Genomic DNA, 25,810 nt, shown 5'->3' on the forward strand with positions numbered 1-25,810 from the left:
TTTTATCCAGTTCCAATCAGGAATTCCTCTATACGGATTTGATATGGCTATTCCCCGGATGGGCTTGCGGCACATCGAGGCGTTCCGCGCCGTCATGATGACCGGTTCCATGACCGCAGCGGCCCGGCGAGTGCACACCTCGCAGCCGCACGTTAGCCGCTTAATTGCGCAATTGGAAGCCATCACCCAGTTTCCCTTGTTCGACCGCAATGGCAGCCGCCTGAGCCCAACGCAGGACGGATCGCGCTTCTTCCAGGAGGTGGAAAAGACCTTCATCGGGCTGGCCGGACTGGAATCGGCCGCCGCCAGCATCCGCTCGTTCAGCGCCAGCCGCCTGAGCGTGGCGGCCATGCCCCGGCTGGCCGGGGGCCTGCTGGCGCGCATCGTCGCGGCCTTCAAGACGGAGTACCCGGACGTCATGGTGGCAATCCACTCCGGCAACGCCAGCACGGTCCACCACTGGATCAGCTCGGGGTTCTGCGACACCGGGCTGGCGATGCTCTCGGGGGAGGCCCCCGGCATCCAGGTCGAACCCGTCCTCACGATGAGCTGCGTGGCGGTGCTGCCGCGCGGACACCGCCTGACCAAACTGAAAAAGCTCAAGCCCGCCGACTTCGCGGGCGAGCCCTTCGTGGACTTTACGAGCGGCACGCCGCTGCGCGAGCGCATCGACGCCGTCTTCAAATCCGCCAAGGTCGAGCGCCGCACCGTGGCCGAGGCCGGACTGGGTTCGTCGGTCTGCGGGCTGGTGGGCGCGGGCCTGGGCGTGGCGCTGATCAACCCGCTGGCCGCGCGCGAGGAATACGAGGCCAGCGGCGTCGAGGTCCGGCCGTTCAGCCCGGCAGTGCCGGTCACGGTGGCGCTGCTGTATCCGCCGTACCACACGCGCACGCGCCTGGTCAGCGTCTTCTCGCGCTACGCGCACCAGCTCATGCTGGAAGAGATGGGGGATTTGAAGGCGCGCCCGCCGCGGTAGGCCGTCGCGGCCCGCTTCGCAAAACAAAAGGCCAGCCCGATGGGCTGGCCTTTGCGGTGCACACGGCAGACGATCAGGCGTCGATATTGCCTGCCGACAGCGCGTGCGTTTCGATGAAGTTGCGGCGCGGCTCCACGTCGTCGCCCATCAGCGTGGTGAAGACCTCGTCGGCCGCGATGGCGTCCTCGATCTGCACGCGCAGCAGGCGGCGCACCTTCGGGTCCATCGTGGTTTCCCACAGCTGCTCGGGGTTCATTTCACCCAGACCCTTGTAGCGCTGCTTGGAGATGCTTCGGTCGGCTTCGCTGCGCAGCCATTGCATGGCCTCGCGGAAGTCGGACACCGGCTGCTCCTTGCGCTTGTCGCCTTCGCCGCGGGCGGCCATCGAGCGCGGCCCGACCTTGCCCAGGAAGCTCTTGGCGGCCTTGGACAGGATGGCGTAATCCGAGCCATTGACGAAGTCGGCGTCGATGATGCTGACGCGCACGTTGCCGTGATGCATGCGCTGCACGGACAGGCGATGGCGCTCGGTGGCCTCGTCGAACTGCGGCACGACTTCGACGCCGTTGCCGTTGATGGGATCGCGCATGGCGTCGGCCAACCGCTTGGCGGAGTCCGCGGTGGACTCGGCCGTTTCCAGGTTGATCTCCACGCCTTCGGCCATGGCCGACAGCGCGCCCACGTCGAACACGCGCGCCAGACGGGCGATGACCCCGTCGGCCGCCACGTACTGGCGGGCCAGTTCGCTCAGCTCTTCGCCGCGGATGATGTTGCCGCCCGAGATGATCTCGGCGTCCTTCAGGGCGAGCGTCAGCATGAACTGCGCTTCTTCCTGGTCATCCTTCAGGTAGCGCTCTTCGCGGCCGACCTTGACCTTGTAGAGCGGCGGCTGGGCGATGTACACGTAGCCGCGCTGCACCAGCTCGGGCATCTGGCGGTACAGCAGCGTCAGCAGCAGGGTGCGGATGTGCGCGCCGTCGACGTCCGCGTCGGTCATGATGATGAGGCGGTGGTAGCGCAGCTTTTCCACGTTGAAATCCGGACCGATGCTGGTGCCCAGCGCCGTGATCAGCGTGGCGATCTGCTCGCTGGCGATCAGGCGGTCAAAGCGCGCCTTCTCGACGTTCAGCACCTTGCCGCGCAGCGGCAGAATGGCCTGGAACTTGCGGTCGCGGCCCTGCTTGGCCGAGCCGCCTGCCGAGTCGCCCTCGACGATGTACAGCTCGCACAGCGCGGGATCCTTTTCCTGGCAGTCCGCCAGCTTGCCGGGCAGGCCGGCGCCTTCCAGCACGCTCTTGCGGCGCGTCATTTCGCGCGCCTTGCGCGCGGCTTCGCGGGCACGGGCGGCTTCGACGATCTTGTTGCACAGGGCCTTGGCGTCGTTGGGATGTTCGAGCAGCCAGGTTTCCAGCGTGCGGGCCACGGCTTCTTCGACGGCCGGACGCACTTCGCTGGACACCAGCTTGTCCTTGGTCTGGCTGCTGAACTTGGGCTCGGGCACCTTTACCGACAGCACGCAGGCCAGGCCTTCGCGCATGTCGTCGCCGGACGTCTCGACCTTGGCCTTCTTGGCCAGTTCGTTGTCCGTGATGTACTTGTTGATGATGCGCGTCATCGCGGCGCGCAGGCCGGTCAGGTGCGAGCCGCCGTCGCGCTGCGGGATGTTGTTGGTGAAGCACAGCACGCTTTCGCTGTAGCTGTCGTTCCACTGCATCGCCACTTCCACGCCCACCGACACGCCGCCGGCCGAGGACTCGGTGGACACCGAGAACACGTTCGGGTGCAGCACGGTCTTGGCGCGGTTGATGTATTCGACAAAGCCCTTCACGCCGCCCGAGAAGGCAAAGTTCTCTTCCTTGCCCTGGCGCTGGTCGATCAGGCGGATCTTGACGCCGTTGTTCAGGAACGAGAGCTCACGCAGGCGCTTGGAGAGGATCTCGTAGTGGTATTCGATGTTGTTGAAGATGATCGGGTCGGCCAGGAAGCGCACTTCGGTGCCGCGCTTGTCGGTCGTGCCGGTCACGGCCAGGGGCGCGACGCGCTCGCCCTGGCGGAATTCCATCTGGTGCACCTGGCCGTTGCGGCGGATGGTCAGCCGCAGCCATTCGGACAGCGCGTTCACGCAGGACACGCCCACGCCGTGCAGGCCGCCGGACACCTTGTACGAGTTCTGGTCGAACTTGCCGCCCGCATGCAGTTCGGTCATGACGATTTCCGCCGCGCTGCGGTGGAATTCGTCGTCCTTGTGGATATCGGTGGGGATGCCACGGCCGTTGTCCGTGACCGAAATGGAATTGTCGGTGTGGATGGTGACGACGATGTCGTCGCAGTAGCCGGCCAGGGCTTCGTCGATGGCGTTATCGACAACTTCGAACACCATGTGGTGCAAACCCGTGCCGTCGGACGTGTCGCCGATGTACATGCCGGGGCGCTTGCGCACGGCCTCCAGCCCCTTGAGCATCTTGATCGAGTCAGCGCCGTAGCCGCTGGTCTCGGGAGTGGTGTTCTGCTGATCTGACATGTCTGTATCGATAACGCTTTAAAGAACGGCCTTGCGGCCGGACCGCCCGCGAACCGTCCGGTCCGCAAGCGGCACAAACCCACGAGTGGGGAGCGGATCAGATCCGCATGGGCATGACGACGTACTTGAACTGGTCGTCTTCGGGCAGCGTGATGAGCGCCGACGCATTGGCGTCGGGCATCACCGACCACTGGATGTTGTCGACCTTCACGTTGGACAGCACGTCCAGCAGATAGCCGACGTTGAAACCGACGTCCAGCGCTTCATGGCTGTAGTCGATGTCGATTTCTTCCTGCGCCTCTTCCTGCTCGGCGTTGGAAGACGAGATCTTCATCTGGTTCTGCGCCAGTTGCAGGCGCACGCCCTTGAACTTGTCCGTGGTCAGGATGGCGGCGCGCTGCAGGCTGCCCTGGAGCGCTTCGCGGCCGACCAGGAAGTGGCGCGTGTAGTTCGTGGGAATCACGCGCGTGAAATCGGGGAACTTGCCTTCGACCAGCTTGGACACCAGCTCGACGTCGCCGAAACGGAAACGGATCTGGCCCGGCGCCACGTCGATGGAGACGGTCTCGTCGGAGTCTTCCAGCAGGCGCTGCATTTCCAGCACGGTCTTGCGCGGCACGATGACTTCGTGGCGCTCGGCGATGCCGTCGGCTTCGGTGGAGCAGTGCGCCAGACGGTGGCCGTCGGTGGCGACGGCGCGCACGCGGCCCGGTTCGAACACCAGCAGCATGCCGTTCAGGTAGTAGCGGATGTCCTGCTGGGCCATGGCGAAGTGCACCATGTTGAAGAGGTGACGCAGGGTGCGCTGCGGCATGGTCAGCGAGACGTCCCACTGCTCGGGCTGAGCGACGGTGGGGAACTCGCTGGCGGCCAGCGTCTGCAGCGCAAAGCGGCTCTTGGCGGATTGCACCGACAGCTTGTTGCTTGCCAGGGCCAGGCGCACGTCGCCCGTGTCCGGCAGGGCCTTCAGGATGTCCAGCAGCTTGCGCGCGGCCACCGTGGTGGACTCGTTGTCCTGGCCGACGCCAAAGTCGGCGTGCGTGGTGATCTGCACTTCCAGGTCGGTCGCAATGAAGGCAACCTTGTTGCCTTCCTTGCGCATCAGGATGTTCGCAAGAATGGGCAGGGTATGGCGTCTTTCGACGATGCCCGCCACAGTCGACAGCGGTTTCAGCAATGCATCGCGTGTGGTTTGTACGAGTTGCATGTTCATCCTTTTAGAGTTTGTTCCAACACGTGCAGGGTATGGTTGAGCTCCGCTTGCTTGGCGCGGGCATCGGAAATCTTGCGAACGGCGTGCAGCACCGTGGTGTGATCACGGCCGCCGAATAAATCGCCGATTTCCGGCAGGCTTTTCTGGGTCAGCTCCTTGGCCAGGTACATCGCGACCTGGCGCGGCAAGGCGATATTGGCCGGCCGGCGTTTCGAATACATGTCCGCGACCTTGATCTTGTAGAAGTCCGCGACCGTCTTCTGGATGTTTTCGACGGTGATCTGGCCGTTGGACACCGACAGCAGATCCTTCAGCGCTTCCTTGCAGACGTCGACCGTCAGCACGTCGCGGCCATGGAAGCGCGCGTAGGCCAGGACCTTGCGGAGCGCGCCTTCCAGTTCGCGCACGTTGCTGCGCAGGTGCTTGGCGATGAAGAACGCCACTTCCTCGGGCATGGGCACGCCTTCGGATTCCGCCTTGCGCAGCAGGATCGCCACGCGCATCTCCAGCTCCGGCGGCTCGATGGCCACCGTCAGGCCAGAGTCGAAACGCGAGATCAGGCGGCTGTCGATGCCCGACAGTTCCTTCGGGTACGTATCGCTGGTGATGATGATCTGCTTGCGCTGCGCGACCATCGCCTCGAACGCATAGAAGAACTCTTCCTGCGTGCGGTTCTTGCCGGAGAAGAACTGGATGTCGTCGATCAGCAGCAGGTCCAGCGAATGGTAGTAGCGCTTGAAATCGTCGAATGCCTTGCGCTGGTACGCCTTGACCACGTCGGACACGTATTGGTCGGCATGCACGTAACGCACGCGCACCCCGGTGCCCGCCGCGACCATGGCGTTGCCGATGGCGTGGATCAGGTGGGTCTTGCCCAGGCCCACGCCCCCGTACAGGAACAACGGGTTGTACGAGGTGCCCGGGTTCTCGGCCACCTGCAGCGCCGCGGCGCGCGCGAGCTGGTTGGCCTTGCCGGTCACGAAGTTCTCGAACGTGAGGTCGGTGTTCAGGCGCGAACGCTCGTACACGATGTTGGCGGCATCCGCATTCACGGCCTGCGCCGCGACGGTCGTCGCCGGCGGGGGCGGAGCGGTCGTCACCGTGACGTTCACCGGCGGTGCTGCGCCCGAGGGCGGTGCGGCGGACAGGTGCGTGGGCTGGGGCTGCTGCGATCGCACGGGCGCGACCGGCATGCGGGGCGCGGCGCCGTGGGAGGGCAGCTCGAACAGCACCTGGACCGGACGCTTGAACCACTCCGCGGCCAACGCTTCGATCTGGTGGGAAAAGTTCTTGCGCACCCAGTCCAGCTTGAAGCGGTTGGGCGCGGCAACGCGCAGCACCGCCTGCGTTTCGTCGTACGCAAGCGGGACCAGCGGTCGTATCCACGCGCTGATTTGTTGGGGGGGGAGTTCCTGCTCAAGACGACTGACGCAGGTCTGCCAGAATTCTTTCATGTCGCTCTTATTCAAACCTCGATTCTACCTTGCCTGGGCTGGGGTTATCCACAGGGAGGGCCATGAGCGTCTACAAGGCCCGGGCTTAACTGTTTGACAAGACAGGGAAAACTTGCTGAAATGGTGGGCTTTTCCGAATTCTGTCTGTCAGAAGGTTTCGCAGAAAGCTGACCCGGACACGCTCTCTACAAGAGCAATCTGTCCGGTTTTTAGCTTTGCTGAATAGGTCGCCCGGTGAGAAATCTCCGGTACAGAGCCCCGTCTACGAGTTGTTTTTCGCACCGGTTGCAAAACCCGTTGCAAAAACGCTTGCCAGATACCCGCTTCTGCTTGGTGCGACCTGGAACCCTCCGGGCAGGTCCCTTCTGACTTTGTTCTTTTTGTGGATCGTCCATGAAACGTACCTACCAACCTTCCGTTACCCGCCGCAAGCGCACCCATGGCTTTCGCGTGCGCATGAAAACCCGCGCTGGCCGCGCCATCCTGAGCGCCCGTCGCGCCAAGGGCCGCAAGCGTCTGGCCGTCTAAGGCCTGTTTTCCGGTTTTCCGGAAATCTGACCCCTGCACGGACCGGCCATATTGCAAGACCTCTCGCAATCCTGTTCCGGTTCCGGGCAACCGCCTGACCCGCAGTCCATGCCGCGCTCCACGCTTCCGCCGGAGGCGCGGCTGCATCGCCCCTCCGAGTTTGCCGCCGCCCTCAAAGGCCGGCGTCTGGCCCGAGGGGCATTCTTCATTGTGAGCTCGGCTCCCAATGATCTGCCTGTCGGCCAGGATGCCTGTGCCCGCCTCGGGCTGGTGATCGCCAAGCGGTTCGCCGCCCATGCCAGTACGCGCAACGCCTTGAAGCGGGTCATACGCGAGGCTTTCCGCCATCGGCGCCTGGCGCTGCCGGCAAGAGATTACGTCGTGCGCCTGCATAGCAAGGTCGCTCCCGCCACGCTCACCGCGCTGAAACGCGCGGCCAGAGCCGAAGTGGACGCTCACTTTGAGCGGATCGCGCGATGATCAAGACGCTCCTCATTGCCCCGATCCGGTTCTACAGGTTTTTCCTGAGTCCCTGGATCGGCCGGCAGTGCCGTTTTACTCCGACCTGCTCGGCGTACGCGATCGAAGCGATCGAGCGCCACGGTGCATGGCGCGGCTTCTGGATGGGGGTCCGGCGTATCGGCCGCTGTCATCCGTGGTCGCCCGGCGGGTGGGATCCGGTTCCGCCGGCCAAGGGAACCAATGACGCCCGGTGCTGCTCCCACAGCCACCGCATCGAGCACGATTGACGCTAAACTGGCGGGCTTTGCTGGCCCGTATTCACTTCAGTAGGCACCATGGATATCCGACGAACCGTCCTCTGGATGATTTTTTCCTTTTCGCTGTTGCTCCTTTGGAACAACTGGCAAATCCATAACGGCAAGCCGTCGCTGTTCGGGGCGCCCACGCCCACGGCCAGCACGAGCGAAACGCCGGCTGGCGCAAACAACAATGCGACGCCCTCGGTGCCCAGCGCCCCGTCTGCCGCCGCTGCCCCGGCCTCCACGGTGCCCGGCGCCGCGACGCCCGTGCCCGCGCGCTCCGAGGAAGTCGTCATCACGACCGACGTGCTGCGCCTGACCTTCGACACAATGGGCGCGCAGCTCGTGCGCGCCGAGCTGCTGAAGTATCCGGCCACCGGCCAGCCCGACAAACCCACGGTCCTGCTGGACCGCTCGGCCGGCCTGAACTACGTGGTGCAGACCGGCGTGGTCGGCGCGCCCAGCGGCCAGAGCTTCCCGACGCACCAGACGCCGTTCCGCCTGGTCTCGCAGGAACGCGAACTGACCGGCGACAACCTGGTCGTCACGTTCGAAGGCGAATCGGGCGGCGTCAAGGTCACCAAGACCTTCACCCTGCACCGCGGCCGCTATGACATCGACGTTCGCCATGACCTGACCAACGTCGGCGCCGCTCCGGTGTCCCCGTCGCTGTACCTGCAGATCGAGCGCGACGGCAACGACCCGGCCGACACGTCGAGCTTCTATCACACGTTCACCGGCTTTGCCGTCTACTCGGAACAGGACAAGTTCCAGAAGAGCACGTTCAGCGACATCCAGAAGCACAAGGCCACCTACGTCAAGCAGGCGGACAACGGCTGGATCGCCGTGGTCCAGCACTACTTCGCCACGGCCTGGGTGCCCCCGCAAGGCAAGCCGCGCACCAACGAACTGCTCGAAGTGCAGAAGAATCTGTACGCCGGCCGCAGCATCGAAGCCGTCGGTGAGATCGCCCCCGGTTCCGCCGCGCGCGTCGATTCGCACCTGTGGGTCGGCCCGCAGGACCAGAAGGCCATGGCGGCACTCGCCCCCGGCCTGGAGCTGGTGGTCGACTACGGCTGGCTGACCATCATCGCCAAGCCGCTGTTCACGCTGATGACCTGGCTGCATTCCATCCTGGGCAACTGGGGTTGGACGATCGTGGCGCTGACCGTGCTGATCAAGGCCGTGTTCTACCCCCTGGCCGCCGCCAGCTACCGCTCCATGGCCCGCATGAAGCAGGTCGCTCCGCGCCTGCAGGCCCTGAAGGAAAAGTACGGCGACGACAAGCAGAAGCTCAATGCGGCCATGATGGAGATGTACCGCACCGAGAAGATCAACCCGCTGGGCGGCTGCCTGCCCATGGTGGTGCAGATCCCGGTGTTCATCTCGCTGTACTGGGTGCTGCTGGCCAGCGTCGAAATGCGCGGCGCGCCGTGGATCCTGTGGGTCCATGACCTGTCGGTCCGCGATCCGTTCTTCATCCTGCCCGCCATCATGATGGCGACCATGTTCCTGCAGATCAAACTGAACCCGACGCCCCCGGATCCCATCCAGGCCAAGGTCATGATGATCATGCCGCTGGTGTTCGGCGGGATGATGTTCTTCTTCCCGGCCGGCCTGGTGCTGTACTGGTGCGTCAACAACATCCTGTCGATCGCGCAGCAGTGGTCCATCACCCGCGCCATCGAACGCAAGACGCAAGCCGCAGCCAACCGCTGATCGCGCCGCGCCTCGCACCAAAAAACCGGCCTCAGGGCCGGTTTTTTTTGCCTGCGCGAATCACACAACGAAGGGCGCGATCAGCATTTTTCATACCCGGGACGGCCGTCAATAGAAATTATCAATCGCTAAACCAAGATCAATCAACTTCCCACAGTCGCCCAGCCCTCCTATGATGGGTTCGAGTTTGCCGTCTGGCGGCCCTGTCGCCCGGCTTTCGCTGCAACGCCGCGCGGCCCCACCAGCGGCCCGCGCCATCCAGAATGACTTACGGAGTGTGCCATGACTGACAAGAAGCCTCTGACCACCGCCTCGGGCGCGCCGGTGCCGGACAACAACAACACGCTGACCGCAGGCCCCCGCGGTCCCGCCTTGCTGGAAGACTTCTGGCTGATTGAAAAGCTTGCCCATTTCGACCGCGAACGCATCCCCGAACGCGTCGTCCATGCCAAGGGCTCCGGCGCCTACGGCACCTTCACCGTCACGCACGACATCACCCGCTACACCCGCGCCAAGATCTTTTCCCAGGTCGGCAAGCAGACACCGCTCTTCCTGCGCTTTTCGACCGTGGCCGGCGAGCGCGGCGCGGCCGATGCCGAACGCGACGTGCGCGGCTTTGCCATCAAGTTCTACACCGACGAAGGGAACTGGGATCTCGTGGGCAACAACACGCCCGTCTTCTTCATCCGCGACCCGCTGAAGTTCCCCGACTTTATCCACACCCAGAAGCGCGATCCCAAGACCAATCTGCGCAACGCCACCGCGGCGTGGGATTTCTGGTCCCTCAACCCGGAATCGCTGCATCAGGTCACCACGCTGATGAGCGATCGCGGCATCCCCGCCAACCTGCGCCAGCAGCACGGCTTCGGCTCGCACACGTTCAGCTTTATCAACGCCAGCAACGAGCGCTTCTACGTGAAATTCCACTTCAAGTCGCAGCAGGGCATCGCCTGTCTGACGGACGAGGAAGCGGCGCAGGTAGTGGCGCACGACCGCGAAAGCTCGCAGCGCGACCTGTTCGACAACATCGAGCAGGGCAACTTCCCGAAGTGGACGCTGAAGGTGCAGATCATGCCCGAGGCCGAAGCCGCCACCTACCACATCAACCCGTTCGACCTGACCAAGGTATGGCCCCATGGCGACTATCCGCTGATCGAGGTCGGCGTGCTGGAGTTGAACCGCAATCCCGAGAACTACTTCGCGGAGGTCGAGCAGGCAGCCTTCACGCCGGCGAACGTGGTGCCCGGCATCGGCTTTTCTCCCGACAAGATGCTGCAGGGCCGCCTCTTTTCCTACGGCGACACGCATCGCTATCGCCTGGGCATCAACCACCACCAGATTCCCGTGAACGCGCCCAAATGCCCGTTCCACAGTTTCCATCGCGATGGGGCGGGCCGGGTGGACGGCAATGCCGGCGCCACGATCAACTACGAGCCCAACAGCGCGGGCGAGTGGAAGGAAACGCCCTCAGCCGCCGAACCGCCGCTCGCGCTGGACGGCCAGGCCGCCGCGCGCTGGAACCATCGCGTCGACGATGACTACTACTCGCAACCGGGCGACCTGTTCCGACTGATGACGCCGGCCCAGCAGGAGCAGCTGTTCGGCAACATCGGCCGCCACATGGCGGGCGTGCCCGAAGCGATCCAGCGCCGTCAGCTGGAACACTTCCGCAAAGCCGATCCGGCCTATGCCGAAGGCGTCGCCAAGGCGCTGGGCCTGAAGCTGTAATCGTCGGCAGGCAGGCATGAAAAATGGGAGGCATGGATGCCTCCCATTTTTTTTATCCACAGCGCCGGCCCCTCAGCCGTTCCCGCGTATCGAATCCCCGGTTTTCCACAGGCGGGCCGCCGCGCTCGGCATTGCGAACGTCAACACAGCCCTGATGGGCCGCCAATTCCCGTCATTCACCGGCCTTGGATGCGATCAGCACCTTATCCACAGCCAGCCAAAACGGGGCGCTGTCAGCGTTATCCACAGGGCTGGCGGCGCCGTCAAAGCCATCGACGATGCGGGGCTGCTGCGCGATGGGAATGTGCCCGTCCGCCACGGCAGGGGTAGGTGAGGCCAGTGCAAGCACGGCAAGTATCAGCGCCAGGCCGGCGCCCGTCGCGGTCTGGACCAGCCGATCCCGTCGCGTGGAGGACAAACGCATGGCGTTCCTTGTGGATAAGTGAACGGGGCGCGATGGGCTAGCAGGCAATTCGATCAATGCGCCGGGGGCGGTCTCGCGCTGCGGGTGCGCCACCGCCTGGATTCGTGGGGCGGCGTACGTTGCGCGCCGCGAGGCATTGCTCTGGGACATAGATCGCTCCAATTCGCCGTGCGGCATCGCAGGGATAGTCGATTATGGAAAGCGCGTCCGGTATCTCAAACGAAGTTATGGGTGTTTGATCAAAGCCTCACGTCATATAGCAAAAAGCCGCGGGACACGCCCGCGGCGTCAGGGTGAACCGCATATAAGCAAATAGCGTATCGGTCCTTACCGGGCCGGCATGAACGCTTCCACCAGCTTCACCCAGTACGTCGCCCCCACCGGCAGCAGCGCATCGTTGAAGTCGTAGTTGGGATTGTGGAGCTGGCACGGACCCATGCCGTGATAGGTCTCCATGCGATGGTCCCCGTCGCCGTTGCCCAAGAACAGGTACGCGCCCGGGATGGCTTCCAGAAAGAACGAAAAGTCCTCGGCGCCCATGAAGGGCGGCATGTCGCGCAGCACGTTCTCGGCGCCGAACGTGTCTTCGGCCACCTTGGCCGCGAAGGCCGTTTCTTTTTCCCAGTTCACCAGCGGCGGATAGGCGCGCACGAAATCCAGCTCGCCCGTACCGCCATACACCTGTGGCAAGGTGGTGGCGATGCGCCGCATGTCGGCCTCGATCTTGTCCAGCGTCTCGACCGAATAGGTGCGCACCGTGCCGCGCAACACGGCTTCGCCGGGTATCACGTTGTAGGCGTCGCCCGCGTGGATCTGCGTGATGGACAGCACTGCCTGCTCCAGCGGATTCTTGCTGCGCGAAATCACCGTCTGCAGCGCGTGCACCATGTCCGCGGCGACGATGATCGGGTCCACCGACGCATGCGGCTGCGCCGCGTGGCCACCGACGCCCTTGATCACGATGTCCCAGCGATTGCTCGAGGCCATCGTGGGACCGGACCGGAACCCGAACTGGTTGACCGGCATGCCCGGCATGTTGTGGATGCCGAACACCGCATCGCACGGAAATTTATCGAACAGTCCGTCCTGCATCATGGCGCGCGCGCCGGCGTTGCCGCCTTCTTCGGCCGGTTGGAAGATGAACACGATCGTGCCGTCGAAGTTGCGATGCGTGGACAGGTACTGCGCCGCGCCCAGCAACATCGTCGTATGCCCATCGTGGCCGCAGCCGTGCATGCGGCCACTGATGGTGGACTTGTGGGCAAACCGATTGTGCTCCGGCATGGGCAGCGCATCCATGTCGGCACGCAGGCCGATGGTCTTGTTGCCGCTGCCGGCGCGCAAAATCCCCACCACACCGGTTTTCCCCAGCCCCGTGTGGACTTCCAGCCCCCAACTGCGCAGGCGCTCGGCCACCAGGTTGGACGTGCGCGTCTCCTGGAACGCCAGTTCCGGATGCGCATGGATATCGCGTCGCAGGGCGGTCAGGTCCCCGTGCACGCGTTCGATTTCGGCAATGGTTTTCATGGCTGTGGATAAGCGGTTTGGGTTAAGGGATGGCGCACGCGCAAAAGGCCTGCTGCTGCGGGAATTCTCGCGCCGCCCGGCGTGCCCCGTCCAGCCCTTTTTCGGCGCAGGTCAAGCGGCATCGTTCAGATGGCAGGCGCTGTACTGGTCCGGCGCGACCTCCCGCAGCAGTGGTCGCTCCACCTTGCAGCGCGGCATCGCGTGGGGACACCTCGGATGAAATGCGCACCCCGTGGGCGGATCCAGCGGCGAGGGCAGCTCGCCCTTGATGGGCTGATACGTGCGGCGTCCCGGGACCAGCGTGGGCAGTTCCTTGAGCAGCGCCTGGGTATACGGATGATTGGCGCGCGTGAAGACCGTGTCGGTGTCGGCCAGCTCCACGATGCGCCCCAGATACATGATCGCCACGCGATCCGAAATGTGGCTCACCACGCTCAGGTTATGGCTGATGAACAGATAGGTCAGGTCCAGGTCCGCGCGCAGGCGCTCAAACAGGTTCAGCACCTGCGCCTGGATCGACACGTCCAGCGCCGCCACGGCCTCGTCGCAGACGATCACCGAGGGCCTGAGCGCCAGGGCCCGCGCAATGCCGATGCGCTGGCGTTGACCGCCCGAGAATTGATGCGGATAACGCTGTGCAAAACTCGGGTCCAGCCCGACCTGGCGCATCAGGCCGGCCACGTACTCGGTCTTGTCGCGTGAACGGATCAGACCGTGGGCCGCGGGCGCTTCACCGATGATGTCGCGCACGCGCATGCGCGGGTTCAGCGACGCATACGGATCCTGAAAAATCATCTGCACGCCCAGTTCGTAGGCGCGCCGCGCGGGACCTTTCATGGCGTGCACGGGCGTGCCCTGGTAGTGCACTTCCCCTGAGGTGGGCGGCAGGATGCCCGACACGACGCGACCCAGCGTGGATTTTCCACAGCCCGACTCGCCGACGATGCCGATCACTTCGCCGGGCCTGACCGCCAGGTCCACGCCGGCCACGGCATGCACGACCTGCGTCTTCAGGCCCGCGCCCAGCAGGTTCGCGATGCGGCCCGCCAGATCCACCGGCTGTACGAAGCGAAGTTCGACCTCGCGCAAGTCGAGGATGGGGGTGGCGTTGCGCTGTGCGACGTTCATATCGTGTCCGGTCCTGCATGCCAGCAGCGCACCCATTGCGCCGGGCGGACTTCCACCGGCTGCGGCTCGACCAGACAGGCGTCCGTCGCGCGCGGACAGCGTCCGCGAAATGCACAGCCTTGCGGCAGGTTCAGCAGCGACGGCGTCATGCCCGGAATCGGCACAAGCGGCTTGCCGCGGGACTGCGGCGTGGGAATGGAAGCGATCAGCCCGTGCGTGTAGGGATGCATCGGATGGCTGATGACGGCCTCGGTGCTGCCCGTCTCCACGATGCGTCCCGCATACATTACCGACACGCGGTCAGCCAGTCCCGCGACGACCGCCAGGTCGTGCGTGATCCAGATCAGGCCGGTGCCGGTCTCGCGGCAGAGCTTTTGCACCTCGAACAGGATCTGGCCCTGTATCGTGACGTCCAGCGCGGTCGTGGGCTCATCGGCCACGATGAGACGTGGCGAATTCAGCAGCGCAATGGCGATGGCCACACGCTGGCGCATGCCGCCCGACAACTGATGCGGATAGGTCCGCAGGCGCTCCTCGGGCGATGGAATCCCCACCATGGCCAGGGTCTGCAGCGCGCGCTGGCGCGCCTGTTCGCGCGTTGCCTTGCCATGCGCCTGCACCGCTTCGATCATCTGGGTATCCACGCGCAGCACGGGATTGAGCGTCATCATCGGGTCCTGGAAGATCATCGCGATCTCCTGCCCGCGCAACTGGCGCCAGCGCGCGGGCGACGCCGCGCGCAGGTCCTCGCCATTGAGCAGCAACTGGCCCTCGACAATGCGCCCCGGCTCGTCCAGCAAGCCCATCAACGAAAAGCCCGTGATGCTTTTGCCCGACCCGGACTCGCCCACCAAGCCCAGGATTTCGCCTTCGGCCAGCGTCAGGTCCACGCCATCGACGGCCTTCACCACGCCGTTGCGCGTGAAGAAATGCGTCTTCAGCCCATGCACCTCGAGGATGGGCCGGGCAGCCGTCTGGGGTTGTTGTGCCATCTGTGCCTGCATCGCCCCGTCCTCAGTTCGCGTGCCGCGGATTGAGCACATCGCGCAGGTGATCGCCCACCAGGTTGATGGCCACGATCGCCAGCGCCAGCGCGATGCCGGGAAAGAACGAAATCCAGTACTGGCCGGACAACAGATACTCGAAGCCGTTATAGATCAGCATGCCCAAGGACGGCTCGGTCACCGGCACGCCGACGCCCAGAAACGACAGGGTCGCTTCCAGCGCGATCGCGTGCGCCAGGTCGATGGTGGCGATCACGATGAGCGGCGGCATGCAGTTGGGCAGCACATGGCGAAACAGCACGCGCGACCACGACAGCGACATGCAGCGTGCCGCCTCGACATATTCCTTGCCGCGCTCGACCAGCGCGGCGCCCCGCGCCGCGCGCGCGAAATAGGCCCACTGCACGACGATGAGCGCGATGATCACCTTATCCACACCCTTGCCCAGGATGGCCAGCAGCATCAGCGCCACCAGGATCGCCGGGAACGACAACTGGATATCCACAACCCGCATCAGCAGGGCGTCGATCCGCCCGCCGAAATACGCGGCGATCAGCCCGACGGTGGCGCCGATGCCGAAGGCCGCCAGCACCGACACGGTCGCCACCATGAGGCTGGTGCGCATGCCGTAGAGAATCGCGGAAAAGAGGTCGCGCGCCTGCCCGTCGGTCCCCAGCAAGTAGCGCATCGAACCGTCGCCGCTTTCGCTGCCCGGCTTGAGCTTCGAATCCATGATGTCCAGGCTGGCCAGGTCATAGGGATTCTGCGGCGCGATCCAGGGCGCCAGCACCGCCGCCCCCACGATCACGACCAGCATCACCAGGCCCAGCGTGGCCAGTTTGCTGGCAAAGAAATCCGCGACAAACCGCCGCCAGGGCGATTGCTCCTTGGTGGGGGTCGGGGAGGGCGTCGGGGCGACGGCGGCGGGCGTATTCATCGGCGGCTATCCAGGCGTACGCGGGGGTCCAGCACCGTGTAGATGATGTCCACCACCAGATTCAACATGACCAGGAAGAAAACAATCAGCAGCAGGTACGCCACCACCACCGGGCGATCCAGGTTGATGATGGAATCGATCAGCAGCTTGCCCATGCCCGGCCACGAAAACACGGTTTCCGTCACGACGGCGAACGCCATCACCTGGCCGAATTCCAGGCCCGCCACCGTCACCACCGGAATCAGGATGTTCTTGAGCAGGTGCACGCCCAGCACCCGCTTTTCGGACAGGCCCTTGGCCCGCGCGAACTTGATGTAGTCCATGGGCAGGGCTTCGCGCGTGGCCGCGCGCGTCACCCGGATGATCATCGCGCACTTGGCGAAGGCGATGGTGGCGGCAGGCAGGGCCAGGCTCAGCCAGCCGTCGAACGTCAGCACGCTCAGCTGCAGCGAGCCGATGCTGACGGTGTCGCCGCGCCCCCCCGCCGGCACCCAGCCCAGCATGACCGCAAACACCATGATGAGCATCAGGCCGACCCAGAAATTGGGCAGCGAGAACCCCAGTACGGAACCGGTCATGATCGCGCGCGACCCCACCGCCGCGGGCTTGAGGCCCGCCAGGATGCCCAGCGGCACGCCGATCAGCACCGACAGCAGCATCGCCACGCAGGCCAGCTCCACCGTGGCCGGCATGCGCTCCAGGATGAGGTGCATGGCCGGCTCGCCGGTGAGAAAGCTGTTGCCGAAATCGCCGCGCACCGCCTGGCTCATGAAGATCAGGTATTGCCGCCACAAGGGCTGGTCCAGCCCCAGCGACGCGCTGATCGCGGCGCGCTGCGCCTCGGTGGCTTCCGGGCTGGCCAGCATCGAGACCGGATCGCCCACCATGTAGATGCCGGCAAAGACCAGCGCCGACATGACGAGCATGACGACGATGGTCTGCAGCAGCCTTCTGACGATAGTTGCAAGCACGAGATATCGCCCGCTGCGCGCTTACTTTTTCAGCGTTGCGTTCTGCGCCAGCGTGACCTGGTCCGGACGGCCCTGGTAACGGATGTCGTTCTTCATGGCCCACACCGACAGTTCGAAATGCACCGGCAGCATCGCAAAGTCGTCCATGGCGATATTGCTGGCCGTCGCCAGCAGCTCGGCGCGCTTGGCGTCGTCCATCGTGGACGAGGCCTGCTTCACCAGTTCGTCCATCTTGGGATTGGAATAGCGGCTGCGGTTGGTGGTGCCCTGGCCGGCTTCGGGATTGCGGGTCATCAGCAACGACGTCAGCGCATTGGACATTTCGCCGCTGGTCACCGACCAGCCCGCCAGATACGCCGAGAACGCGTAACTGTCGCGGTTCTTGAAGAACACCGGGGGCGCCATCGCGTCCACGCTGGTCTTCACGCCGATGCGCGTCCACATCGAAGCGATGGCCTGCGCCACCTTCGAATCATTCACATAACGGCCGGAAGGCGAGCCCAGTGTGATCGAGAACCCGTTGGGATAACCGGCTTCCTTGAGCAGCGCCTTGGCCTTTTCGACGTCAGCCTTGGGCGCCTTCGAATGTTCCTTGCTGGACCCGAACATGGGGTAGGGCAGCAGGTTGCCCGCGGGCAGCGCGACGCCGCCCATCACGCGCTCGACCAGCGCATCGCGATTGATCGCCAGCGACAGGGCCTCGCGCACGCGCTTGTCCTTCATCGGATTCTTGTCGGTGCCCTGCACGCCGGGCGAAGGCTCCGCGTACTGGTCCAGCGCCACGTAGACCACGCGGACGGACGGCGTTTCCTCGACAAAGAGCTTCTTGTCGGACTTGAGCTTGGGCAGGTCGTCGGTGGGGGGATCCTCGATCATGTCCACGTCGCCCGCGAGCAGCGCGGCCACGCGCGCGGCCGCATTGCTGATGGGGCGGTAGACCACGCGGTCCCATACGGGCTTCTTGCCCCAATAGTTGTCGTTGCGCGCCAGCACGAATTCGGCGCCGCGCTTCCAGGACACGAACTTGTAGGGACCGGTGCCGATGAGACCGTCGCCGCTGTTGAGTTCGGTCGTCGTCTTGCCCTCGGCGGCGGGTCCGGACGCCGCTTTCTTGGACATGATGGGCAACTGCGCCAGGTTGACGAGCAGATTGGGCGCGACGCTCTTGGTCGTGATGCGCACGGTCATCGGATCGACCGCCTCGGTCTTGGCGACGGCGCCCAGGTAGAGCGTGAATGGCGATGGGCTATTGGGCACCTTCGGCACGCGGTCATAGGTGAACACCACGTCTTCGGCGGTGAACGGCGTGCCATCCGAGAACTTGACGTTCGGCCGCAGCTTGAAGGTCCATACGTTGCCGTCCACGGTCCAGGACTCCGCCAGCGACGGCTGCGGCTTGAGCTGCGCATCCGTGGCGACCAGCGTGTCGAAGATGGTCTGGGAAATCTGCGTGTTGGGCGTCAGGGCGTGATACTGCGGATCCATCGATGAGGGCTCGGTCTTCAAACCGATCACCAGATCGCGCGCCATGGCCGAACTGAAAGTGCCAAAGGCCAACGCTACCGCGGCTGCGCCGCAGGCCAATACACGCGAAAACCGAGATGCCATCGTGATCTCCCAGAGTTGTTTCGGGTTTTGAACCTCGGGGCCACAGTAACCAGCAAACAACGCGCCGCGCAACAGTTATATTCCCCTATTGTCCTAGCACCGCCATCCCTTCAGATATGTCCGCCTACGCCCCCATCGCCGCCATCGCCACCGCTCCCGGAAGAGGCGGCATCGGCGTCGTGCGCATTTCTGGTGCGGACCTGTCCGGATTGGTGCGTCGGCTATTCCAGCGCGACCTCACGCCGCGCCACGCGCACTATCTGCCCTTCAAAACCATGGAAGGCGAACTGCTCGACGAAGGCATCGCCATCTACTTTCGCGCGCCGCATTCCTACACCGGCGAAGACGTGCTGGAACTGCAGGGCCACGGCGGTCCCGCCGTGCTGCGCCGCGTGCTGGACAGTTGCCTTGCCGCCGGTCGCGATCAGGGCCTGCGATTGGCCGAGCCCGGCGAATTCACGCGCCGCGCCTTCCTGAACGACCGCATGGACCTGGCGCAGGCCGAAGCGGTGGCCGACCTGATCGAAGCCTCGTCCGTGGCGGCCGCGCGCGGCGCCATGGCCTCGCTGTCAGGCGAATTCTCGGCGCGCGTGAACGACCTGTCGGATCGCATCATCCATCTGCGCATGCTGGTCGAGGCGACGCTGGATTTTCCCGAAGAAGAAATCGACTTCCTGGAAAAGTATCAGGCTCGTCCCACCCTCGATGCGCTCGCGGCAGACCTGTCCGCGCTCATCGCCCAGGCACGCCAGGGCGTCATCCTGCGCGAGGGACTGCACGTCGTGCTGGCCGGCCAGCCCAACGTCGGCAAGTCCAGCCTGCTCAACGCCCTGGCGGGCGACGACATCGCCATCGTCACGCCCATCGCCGGCACGACGCGCGACAAAGTGGTGCAGGAAATCCATATCGACGGCGTTCCCCTGCATATTGTCGACACGGCCGGCCTGCGCGAAACCGAAGACACCGTCGAGAGCATCGGCATCGCCCGCACCTGGCAGGAGATCGAACGCGCCGACGTCATCCTCCATTTGCAGGATGCCACCCAGCCGGGCGACGAGCTCGACGCCCAGATCACGGCGCGCCTGCCGGCACGCACGCCGGTATTGAAGGTATTCAACAAGGTGGACCTGCTGCCCGAGCCCTTTGCCGCCGGCCCCGGCGAACTGGGCATCTCCGCCAAGCGCGGCGCCGGTCTGGACCTGCTGCGCGCCGAACTCCTGCAGATCGCGGGCTGGAATCCCGGGGCCGAATCCCCGTGGCTCGCGCGCGAGCGTCATCTTCATGCGCTGCAGGATGCCGCCGAACACCTGGAACTGGCCGCGGCGCACGCCAGCCAGGACGACCGGGTGCTGGACCTGTTCGCGGAAGAACTGCGGCTGGCGCATGACAGCCTGTCCAGCATCACGGGCAAGTTCACCAGCGATGATTTGCTGGGGGAGATTTTTTCTAGTTTTTGTATTGGGAAGTGAAGGCGGTGCCGACGCCACTCCCCCCTGTTTCCCACCACTAGCTCAATTCGTACCAGGTACCACGCCCGCCGCCCTGCTGCGCCAGGTGTCCCCGTTCCACCAGCGCACGGAAGTGCTGTTTGAGCGTGTTGCGATTGCTGCCCGTCAGGCGCATGGCTTGCGCCATCGTGATCCTGCCATGCTCGCGCGTGAAATCCACGATCTGCAATGCCAAATCGGGAAGCTTGCCCAGCACGAGTTTCTCGCGCTCGACTTTGCGTTCCAGCCGACGGACTTGCTGGGATAGGGCACGCAGGAAGAACACCAGCCAAGGCTGCGAGTTCGGCGCTTCGGTGCGGATGCTGCCTTGTGTCTGGCGCAGCGCCAGATAGTAAGCCTCCTTGTTCTGCTCGATCACACTTTCCAGTGAGCTATAGGGCACGTAGGCATAACCGGCCTGCAGCAGCAACAACGTGGTCAACACCCGACGCAGGCGGCCGTTACCGTCCTGAAGGGGATGGATTTCCAGGAAGACCACCACCCAGATGCCGATCAACAGCAGGGGATGCAGACGCCCAGCGCTGCGCTCCTCGTCGAACCAAGCCACGAGCTCAGCCATCAGCCGCGGTGTATCAAAAGGCGTCGCAGTCTCAAACACCACGCCCAATGGCTTGCCATCCTGATCGAATGCCGCGACGCTGTTAGTCGTGGTTTTGTAATTGCCGCGATGCCAGGCGTCCTTGTCGCTGTGGGTCAGCAGATCGCGATGGAGTTGCCGGATGTGGTTCTCGGTCAGTGTGATGTCTTGCCAAGACGAGAACACCAATTCCATGACGTCGGCATAGCCAGCCACTTCCTGTTCGTCGCGGGTCTCGAACGACCCAATCTGCAAGTTGGAAAGTAGTCGTTCGACTTCACGGTCCGACAATTTGCTGCCCTCGATCCGTGTCGAAGACCCGATGCTCTCGATGGTGGCAACCCGCCGCAATGCCGACAGCCGGTCAGGCGCGAGTGTTCCCAAGGCGCGCCAAGCGCCTTTGAACTCGTCGATCCCTGCGACCAGTCAGAGGATTTCGGGGGTAATCTGGAGAGCGTCAGAGCGAATCATGCAACCAACAATACGCCCATTTACACCCAATAAGGCGTTCTTCTAGTCCTTCTTCCATTTGCAGACCCATTTACACCCATTTCCGCTAAGCCAATGACAGGAACGAGCCGGTGAATTCACTCAACCCTGCTGCATCGGAAATCAACCCAGGCGCATCGCCGTGCCCACAAATTCCAATCCCTGTCGCATCCGCCCGGCGACGTCCGACGACGTGCCCGCCATCGAACGCATCGTCCAGGCGGCATACACCCATTACATCGCCCGCAATGGCGCCACGCCTGGCCCCATGCTGGACGATTATCCGGCGCGCGTGGCGCAGGGCGTGGTCCATGTGCTGGTAGCGGCCGGCCGCGTACAAGGCCTGATCGTGCTGATACCGGAACCGGATGCCGGCAGCCTGCTGCTGGACAACATCGCCGTGTCACCCTGTGCGCAAGGCATGGGCTATGGCCGCGCGCTGCTGGAATGGGCTGAAGCGGCCGCGCGGGATGGTGGCTTTTCGCGCATCCGTTTGTATACGCAGGAAGTGATGACAGAAAACATCGCTATCTACACCCGGCGCGGTTATGTAGAAACCCACCGTGCCACGCAGATCGGATTGAATCGAATTTTCATGCAAAAACCCCTATAAGAAATGGCTTTTTCATCAATTCAAACCAGACATCAAGCGCAGATAAAAATACGAGCTTTTACTCGTGTTTTTCCCTGCCACGATGTTTTGCAATGGCGTACGACGCAATCCGATTGCGCGCCAAAGACTTCGCATAGACCGACTCCGGCCGTATCCGCTGCGCGATGACAAAGCCGGTCATGCACGCAAGCATCAGGGGCAGCATGACCTCGTAGCTCAGCGTCATCTCGAAAATCATCAGGACCGACATCAACGGCGCATGCGTGGTGGCAGCCAGCAGCGCCCCCATCCCGACGATGGCATAACTGGACTCCGCCGACAGGCTGCCTGCCGGAAACACGCCATGCAGCGCCGTCCCGTACAAGGCGCCCAGCGCGGCGCCCACAAACAGCGTCGGCGTGAAAACCCCGCCCAGCGCCCCCGAGCCCACACTCGCCGCGGTGGCGAGCGTCTTGAGCAACAGGATGGCGGCCACCGCCTGCCAGGCCCATTGCGTATGCAGCATGCTGTTCACGACGCTGTAGCCATTGCCCCAGACCGCCGGGTTCAGCACGGATAGGGCCCCGACGACCAGTCCGCCCGCGGCCATCCGCCCCCAGAGCGGAAACGGCAGGCGGCGGAACGCTGCCCGCGACACGTCCAGGAAACGCAGAAACTGCGGGGCCGCCAGACCCGCAATCACGCCGAGCCCCAGATAGTTGAATACTTCCCAGCCCGACACGAATTCAAAATGGGGCATGTGGAAGACGGCGTCATAGTGCAGCACCTGGCGGGTCACGATGTTGGCGACCACCGACGCCACGGCCAGTGGAACCAGGGTGGCCGATGAAATGACGCCATAGACGATCTCCGAAATGAAGATCGCGCCTGCGATCGGTGCGTTATAGGCGGCGGTGATGCCGGCGGTCGCGCCGCAGGCGACCAGCAGGCGCAGGTGGCGGGGCGGCAGCACCAGGTAGCGTCCCGTCAGCGACGAACACATGGCGGCCAACTGCACCATCGGGCCCTCGCGGCCGATAGACGCGCCGGAACCAATCGAAAAAATCGACGACAGGCTGCGCGCAACGGTCTGGCGAAAGCCGATCACGCCCCGGCCGATCGAAATCGCTTCCATGTAGTCGGCCGCGCCGCGCCTGGGCAACCATCGGGCGGCCGACTGCAGGACGATGCCCGCGATTGCGCCCCCGACTGCCGGCATCAGAAACCGCTGCCAGGGATCCAGTCCGCGGGCCAACGACACCATCCCGTGTGGAATCTCCCCCCCGCCGAGCAGCAATTGGGCCCAGCCCAATACCTCGCGAAACACTACGGTCGCCAGGGCGCCCAGCAGGCCCATCAACCCGGCCGCGCACAGCGTGACCGTCAAATTCTCGGCCAACAGGCCGCTTCTCAATCGCCGCGCCCAGGCCGGCTTGCGGATTTTCAACGCTCTTTCCATGGCCGAATTCTACGGCGGATTCTGCTCACTTTTTGTTCAGCCGCCTGTCATGGAACCGCGCACGTCTCCCCTCGAATCCCCAGTTTCCAGAGCGCCCCAGCGGCCCGTTTTGACCCCTTGCCGAGGCAAAAATCGAGGTGGGCTACAGGCTGTTTTCCAAGGTAAAAGGGCCGTTTTGGTCTCCGGTTTGGCAGAATGGCCCTGTGGATAACTCCTAAGGCGGCTGCTTGTGCACATGTTGTGGAGGCAAGTTGAACAAGCAGGGGTTTCTGGCCGGGTCCAAAATCTTGTCCAACTTCAGCTTTTTTCCCACACAGAGTTCTTGCACAGGCAAAAACGGCCGCAAGGCGATGAAAAAAAAGAGGTTTTCAAGGTTAAGGTAGTTATCCACAGCCCTTATTAATCATTAGTCTTTATATAAAGAGAAATAAAGGAAAAGCCAAACATGCTTTCCCATTCCGCCCATCCACCGCCCCCCGGACTGCGTCCATGCGTATCCTCTTGATCGAAGATGAAGCTGAACTTGCCCGTTGGCTTTCCAGAAGCCTGGCCAGACATGCCGGCTTTGTCGTGGAGTGGGCTGATGACGGATTGGTCGCCGAACGGCGGCTCGCGATTGAAGAATTCGACGCGGTCATCCTGGATCTCGGACTTCCCGGCATGGATGGGCACACGTTGCTGGCGAAGATTCGCGCGCGTGACGACCGTACGCCGGTGCTGGTCTTGACCGCGCGCGATTCCCTGGCCGAGAGAATCGGAACCCTTCACGAGGGAGCGGACGATTTCCTGCCGAAACCCTTTGTTGTGGAAGAGTTGGAAGCGCGCCTGATTGCGCTCATTCGCCGCAGCCGCGGCCGTGACCATCCACGGTTGGCCCTGGGAAACCTGGTTTTTGATACATCGGCGCAAAAATTCACGGTCAATGGACAACCTTTGCAGTTATCCCCACGTGAACACGCGGTACTTCGGGTACTGATCCAGAAAAGCGGCGAACCCATCAACAAGCAGCAGATCCTGGACCGCATCCTGACCGACGATGCCGACATCAACCTGGAGGCGATCGAGGTCCTGGTTCACCGGCTGCGCAAAAAATTGGCAGACACTGGCGTCCAGATCGTGACCATGCGAGGCATGGGGTACAGCCTGGAGAACCTTGTTGACAACTAGAAGTCCGCAAAAAACCGTTGATTTCGCAGCGAAAAAGCGTCCGCGAACGCTGAAGACCCAGTTGCTCTGGTGGCTCATTCCGACGCTGGTCTTCGTGATGATGGGCGCCTTGTGGCTGTCCAACCACCAGTTGCGCAACCAGGTCGACATGGCCTATGACCGATCCCTCGCCGGCGCGCTGCGCGCGATCGACCACAACATATCCACAGCCAGCGGTGGATTAGCCATGGAGCAGCCCTACCTGATGCTCGAATTTTTCGAGCTGACGGCCAATGGCAACGTCTTCTACCGGGTAGCGACCGAGGACGGGCTGGCCGAAATCGGCCATCCCGACCTGCCCCTGCCGGCGCAGCCCCTGGTTTCCGGGGAGCCCAGGTTTTTTTATGCGACTTACCAGGGGCAGCCTGTACGGGTGGCGGCGCTGGCGCGGCCCATGGATCCCCCCTTGTACGCAAACAAAGGGGGCCGGGTCGTAGTCCAGGTGGCCGAAGGCCTGGAAAGCCGTCAGGCGTTCCTCCACAAGGTGCTGGTGAGGTCGGTAGAGCGAGACCTGGCCGTGGTCCTGATCAGCGTCCTGGTGATCATCCTGGGGGTTTTCATGGCCCTGCGCCCCCTGGAGCGGCTGCGCCAGGAAGTCAAAGGCCGTTCTGCAGACGATTTAAGCCCCGTCAGCGCGTCCGACATGCCAGGTGAGGTCCTACCCCTAGTCGCGGCAATAAACCTCCACATGGCCCGTTTTGCGGCGTTGGGGAGGGTCCAGGCCCAGTTCCTGGACGACGCGTCGCACCAGTTGCGCACGCCTTTGTCGGTGTTGCGGACCCAGATGGCGTACGCCTTGCGGGAAGAAGACCCCCAGGAGGTCCGTACAGCCCTTCTGGCGATGCAGGAGGGGTTGGACAGGGCCGTACGCACCACCAACCAGATGCTCGCCCTGGCGCGCGCCAAGGACGCCTCCCTGGCCGAAGGCGGATCCAGCCCAGAACCGGTCGACCTCGTCGAGCTGGCTGACGGGGTTATCCGTACCCAATTACCCAATGCCCGCGCCCGGCAACTGGACATCGGCCTGGAAGCGGCCGGCGGGCCGATAGTGGTCCATGGCGCGGAATGGCTGTTGCGGGAGGCGGTCAGCAACCTGGTGGACAACGCCATCCGCTACGCAGCCGCCGGGGGCGTGGTCACCGTCCGGATCGAATCGGTCCCCGGCGAAGCCCGGCTGGCGGTCGAAGACGATGGCCCGGGCATGTCGGACGAGGATATCGCCCGGGCCTGCGTCCGGTTCCGGCGGGGAGCGGCGGGCAAAAACACATCGGGCGCCGGCTTGGGGCTGGCCATCGTGGGTACGATTGCTGAAATCCTGGGCGCGCGCCTGGTGCTCGAGAACCGGACCGGGCACCCGGGGTTGCGCGCGGCATTGGTGTTTTCCCTGGAACCGGGTGCGGATGCTGCGTCGCGGCACGAAAACGGCCGGAATTGAAAGCTTGCGGAAAGCTTCGGTTTTGTACGGTTGCGTCCACTGGAG

The 25,810-nt window shown here is 63.8% G+C and carries 22 protein-coding genes; 10 read left to right on the top strand and 12 right to left on the bottom strand.

Annotated elements, in window-relative coordinates; translation table 11 throughout:
* Window positions 1–43: 43 nt before the first annotated feature.
* Window positions 44–976 (top strand): LysR substrate-binding domain-containing protein, encoded by a 933-nt coding sequence (locus tag BMW75_RS04610; protein WP_092577197.1) that lies wholly within the window; start codon window positions 44–46, stop codon window positions 974–976.
* A 73-nt stretch (window positions 977–1,049) separates the two neighbouring features.
* On the opposite strand, the gene gyrB is transcribed toward BMW75_RS04610, so the two are convergent.
* The 3 genes from gyrB to dnaA all read right to left on the bottom strand — a co-directional run bounded on the left by gyrB (window position 1,050) and on the right by dnaA (window position 6,164).
* Complete coding sequence (gene gyrB, locus BMW75_RS04615) at window positions 1,050–3,497, bottom strand: DNA topoisomerase (ATP-hydrolyzing) subunit B (RefSeq protein ID WP_092577198.1); 2,448 nt, start codon at window positions 3,495–3,497, stop codon at window positions 1,050–1,052.
* 97 nt (window positions 3,498–3,594) lie between these two features.
* Window positions 3,595–4,704: a DNA polymerase III subunit beta gene (gene dnaN / locus BMW75_RS04620; RefSeq protein ID WP_056327779.1), complete on the bottom strand. Its 1,110-nt coding sequence runs from the start codon at window positions 4,702–4,704 to the stop codon at window positions 3,595–3,597.
* Window positions 4,705–4,706: 2 nt separating this feature from the next.
* Window positions 4,707–6,164: a chromosomal replication initiator protein DnaA gene (gene dnaA / locus BMW75_RS04625; protein ID WP_076518251.1), complete on the bottom strand. Its 1,458-nt coding sequence runs from the start codon at window positions 6,162–6,164 to the stop codon at window positions 4,707–4,709.
* 393 nt (window positions 6,165–6,557) lie between these two features.
* Between dnaA and rpmH the strand changes: the two genes are divergently transcribed.
* From rpmH to BMW75_RS04650, 5 genes are all read left to right on the top strand, one after another.
* Window positions 6,558–6,692 (top strand): 50S ribosomal protein L34, encoded by a 135-nt coding sequence (rpmH, locus tag BMW75_RS04630; protein WP_006228069.1) that lies wholly within the window; start codon window positions 6,558–6,560, stop codon window positions 6,690–6,692.
* 108 nt (window positions 6,693–6,800) lie between these two features.
* Complete coding sequence (locus BMW75_RS04635) at window positions 6,801–7,172, top strand: ribonuclease P protein component (RefSeq protein ID WP_076518254.1); 372 nt, start codon at window positions 6,801–6,803, stop codon at window positions 7,170–7,172.
* Window positions 7,169–7,441 carry a membrane protein insertion efficiency factor YidD gene (gene yidD, locus BMW75_RS04640; protein WP_076518257.1) on the top strand — a complete coding sequence of 91 codons (273 nt, stop codon included), beginning with the start codon at window positions 7,169–7,171 and terminating at the stop codon, window positions 7,439–7,441. The genes BMW75_RS04635 and yidD overlap by 4 nt, the downstream gene beginning before the upstream one ends.
* Before the next feature lie 48 nt (window positions 7,442–7,489).
* Window positions 7,490–9,172: a membrane protein insertase YidC gene (gene yidC, locus BMW75_RS04645; RefSeq protein WP_092577202.1), complete on the top strand. Its 1,683-nt coding sequence runs from the start codon at window positions 7,490–7,492 to the stop codon at window positions 9,170–9,172.
* A 282-nt stretch (window positions 9,173–9,454) separates the two neighbouring features.
* Window positions 9,455–10,900: a catalase gene (locus BMW75_RS04650; RefSeq protein ID WP_092577204.1), complete on the top strand. Its 1,446-nt coding sequence runs from the start codon at window positions 9,455–9,457 to the stop codon at window positions 10,898–10,900.
* Between the two features lie 172 nt (window positions 10,901–11,072).
* Here BMW75_RS04650 and BMW75_RS29675 read toward each other — a convergent pair whose 3' ends face one another.
* From BMW75_RS29675 to BMW75_RS04685, 7 genes are all read right to left on the bottom strand, one after another.
* On the bottom strand, window positions 11,073–11,324 hold the full coding sequence (locus BMW75_RS29675; protein WP_092577206.1) for a hypothetical protein: 252 nt from the start codon (window positions 11,322–11,324) through the stop codon (window positions 11,073–11,075).
* A gap of 327 nt (window positions 11,325–11,651) precedes the next feature.
* A complete protein-coding gene (locus BMW75_RS04660; RefSeq protein WP_092577208.1) occupies window positions 11,652–12,851 on the bottom strand; it encodes a M20 aminoacylase family protein in 1,200 nt (399 codons plus the stop codon).
* 111 nt (window positions 12,852–12,962) lie between these two features.
* The gene (locus tag BMW75_RS04665) at window positions 12,963–13,979 is read right to left on the bottom strand and encodes an ABC transporter ATP-binding protein (RefSeq protein ID WP_092577210.1); all 1,017 of its coding nucleotides are present in this window, start codon (window positions 13,977–13,979) and stop codon (window positions 12,963–12,965) included.
* Window positions 13,976–14,971 (bottom strand): ABC transporter ATP-binding protein, encoded by a 996-nt coding sequence (locus tag BMW75_RS04670; protein ID WP_371466651.1) that lies wholly within the window; start codon window positions 14,969–14,971, stop codon window positions 13,976–13,978. Before BMW75_RS04670 ends, BMW75_RS04665 begins: the two co-directional genes overlap by 4 nt.
* A gap of 22 nt (window positions 14,972–14,993) precedes the next feature.
* A complete protein-coding gene (locus tag BMW75_RS04675) occupies window positions 14,994–15,920 on the bottom strand; it encodes an ABC transporter permease (protein ID WP_076518269.1) in 927 nt (308 codons plus the stop codon).
* The gene (locus BMW75_RS04680; protein ID WP_076518271.1) at window positions 15,917–16,891 is read right to left on the bottom strand and encodes an ABC transporter permease; all 975 of its coding nucleotides are present in this window, start codon (window positions 16,889–16,891) and stop codon (window positions 15,917–15,919) included. The genes BMW75_RS04675 and BMW75_RS04680 overlap by 4 nt, the downstream gene beginning before the upstream one ends.
* 21 nt (window positions 16,892–16,912) lie before the next feature.
* A complete protein-coding gene (locus BMW75_RS04685; protein WP_076518272.1) occupies window positions 16,913–18,499 on the bottom strand; it encodes an ABC transporter substrate-binding protein in 1,587 nt (528 codons plus the stop codon).
* A gap of 116 nt (window positions 18,500–18,615) precedes the next feature.
* Between BMW75_RS04685 and mnmE the strand changes: the two genes are divergently transcribed.
* On the top strand, window positions 18,616–19,968 hold the full coding sequence (gene mnmE / locus BMW75_RS04690; protein ID WP_092577214.1) for a tRNA uridine-5-carboxymethylaminomethyl(34) synthesis GTPase MnmE: 1,353 nt from the start codon (window positions 18,616–18,618) through the stop codon (window positions 19,966–19,968).
* A 37-nt stretch (window positions 19,969–20,005) separates the two neighbouring features.
* On the opposite strand, the gene BMW75_RS04695 is transcribed toward mnmE, so the two are convergent.
* The gene (locus tag BMW75_RS04695; protein WP_254791938.1) at window positions 20,006–20,968 is read right to left on the bottom strand and encodes a Fic family protein; all 963 of its coding nucleotides are present in this window, start codon (window positions 20,966–20,968) and stop codon (window positions 20,006–20,008) included.
* 298 nt (window positions 20,969–21,266) lie between these two features.
* Here BMW75_RS04695 and BMW75_RS04700 point away from each other — a divergent pair, with 298 nt between their 5' ends.
* On the top strand, window positions 21,267–21,686 hold the full coding sequence (locus BMW75_RS04700; protein ID WP_092577375.1) for a GNAT family N-acetyltransferase: 420 nt from the start codon (window positions 21,267–21,269) through the stop codon (window positions 21,684–21,686).
* 58 nt (window positions 21,687–21,744) lie between these two features.
* Here the strand turns inward: BMW75_RS04700 and BMW75_RS04705 are convergent, their stop codons facing one another.
* On the bottom strand, window positions 21,745–23,124 hold the full coding sequence (locus BMW75_RS04705; protein WP_092577217.1) for a ClcB-like voltage-gated chloride channel protein: 1,380 nt from the start codon (window positions 23,122–23,124) through the stop codon (window positions 21,745–21,747).
* A 489-nt stretch (window positions 23,125–23,613) separates the two neighbouring features.
* Here BMW75_RS04705 and BMW75_RS04710 point away from each other — a divergent pair, with 489 nt between their 5' ends.
* Together BMW75_RS04710 and BMW75_RS04715 are read left to right on the top strand one after the other, a co-directional pair.
* Window positions 23,614–24,291 carry a response regulator gene (locus BMW75_RS04710; protein ID WP_092577220.1) on the top strand — a complete coding sequence of 226 codons (678 nt, stop codon included), beginning with the start codon at window positions 23,614–23,616 and terminating at the stop codon, window positions 24,289–24,291.
* Window positions 24,281–25,765, top strand: a complete 1,485-nt coding sequence (locus BMW75_RS04715) for a sensor histidine kinase (protein WP_371466654.1) — start codon at window positions 24,281–24,283, stop codon at window positions 25,763–25,765. The genes BMW75_RS04710 and BMW75_RS04715 overlap by 11 nt, the downstream gene beginning before the upstream one ends.
* The last annotated feature ends 45 nt before the right edge of the window (window positions 25,766–25,810 follow it).

The organism is Achromobacter sp. NFACC18-2 (genome assembly GCF_900108985.1).
Classification (GTDB): domain Bacteria; phylum Pseudomonadota; class Gammaproteobacteria; order Burkholderiales; family Burkholderiaceae_B; genus Achromobacter.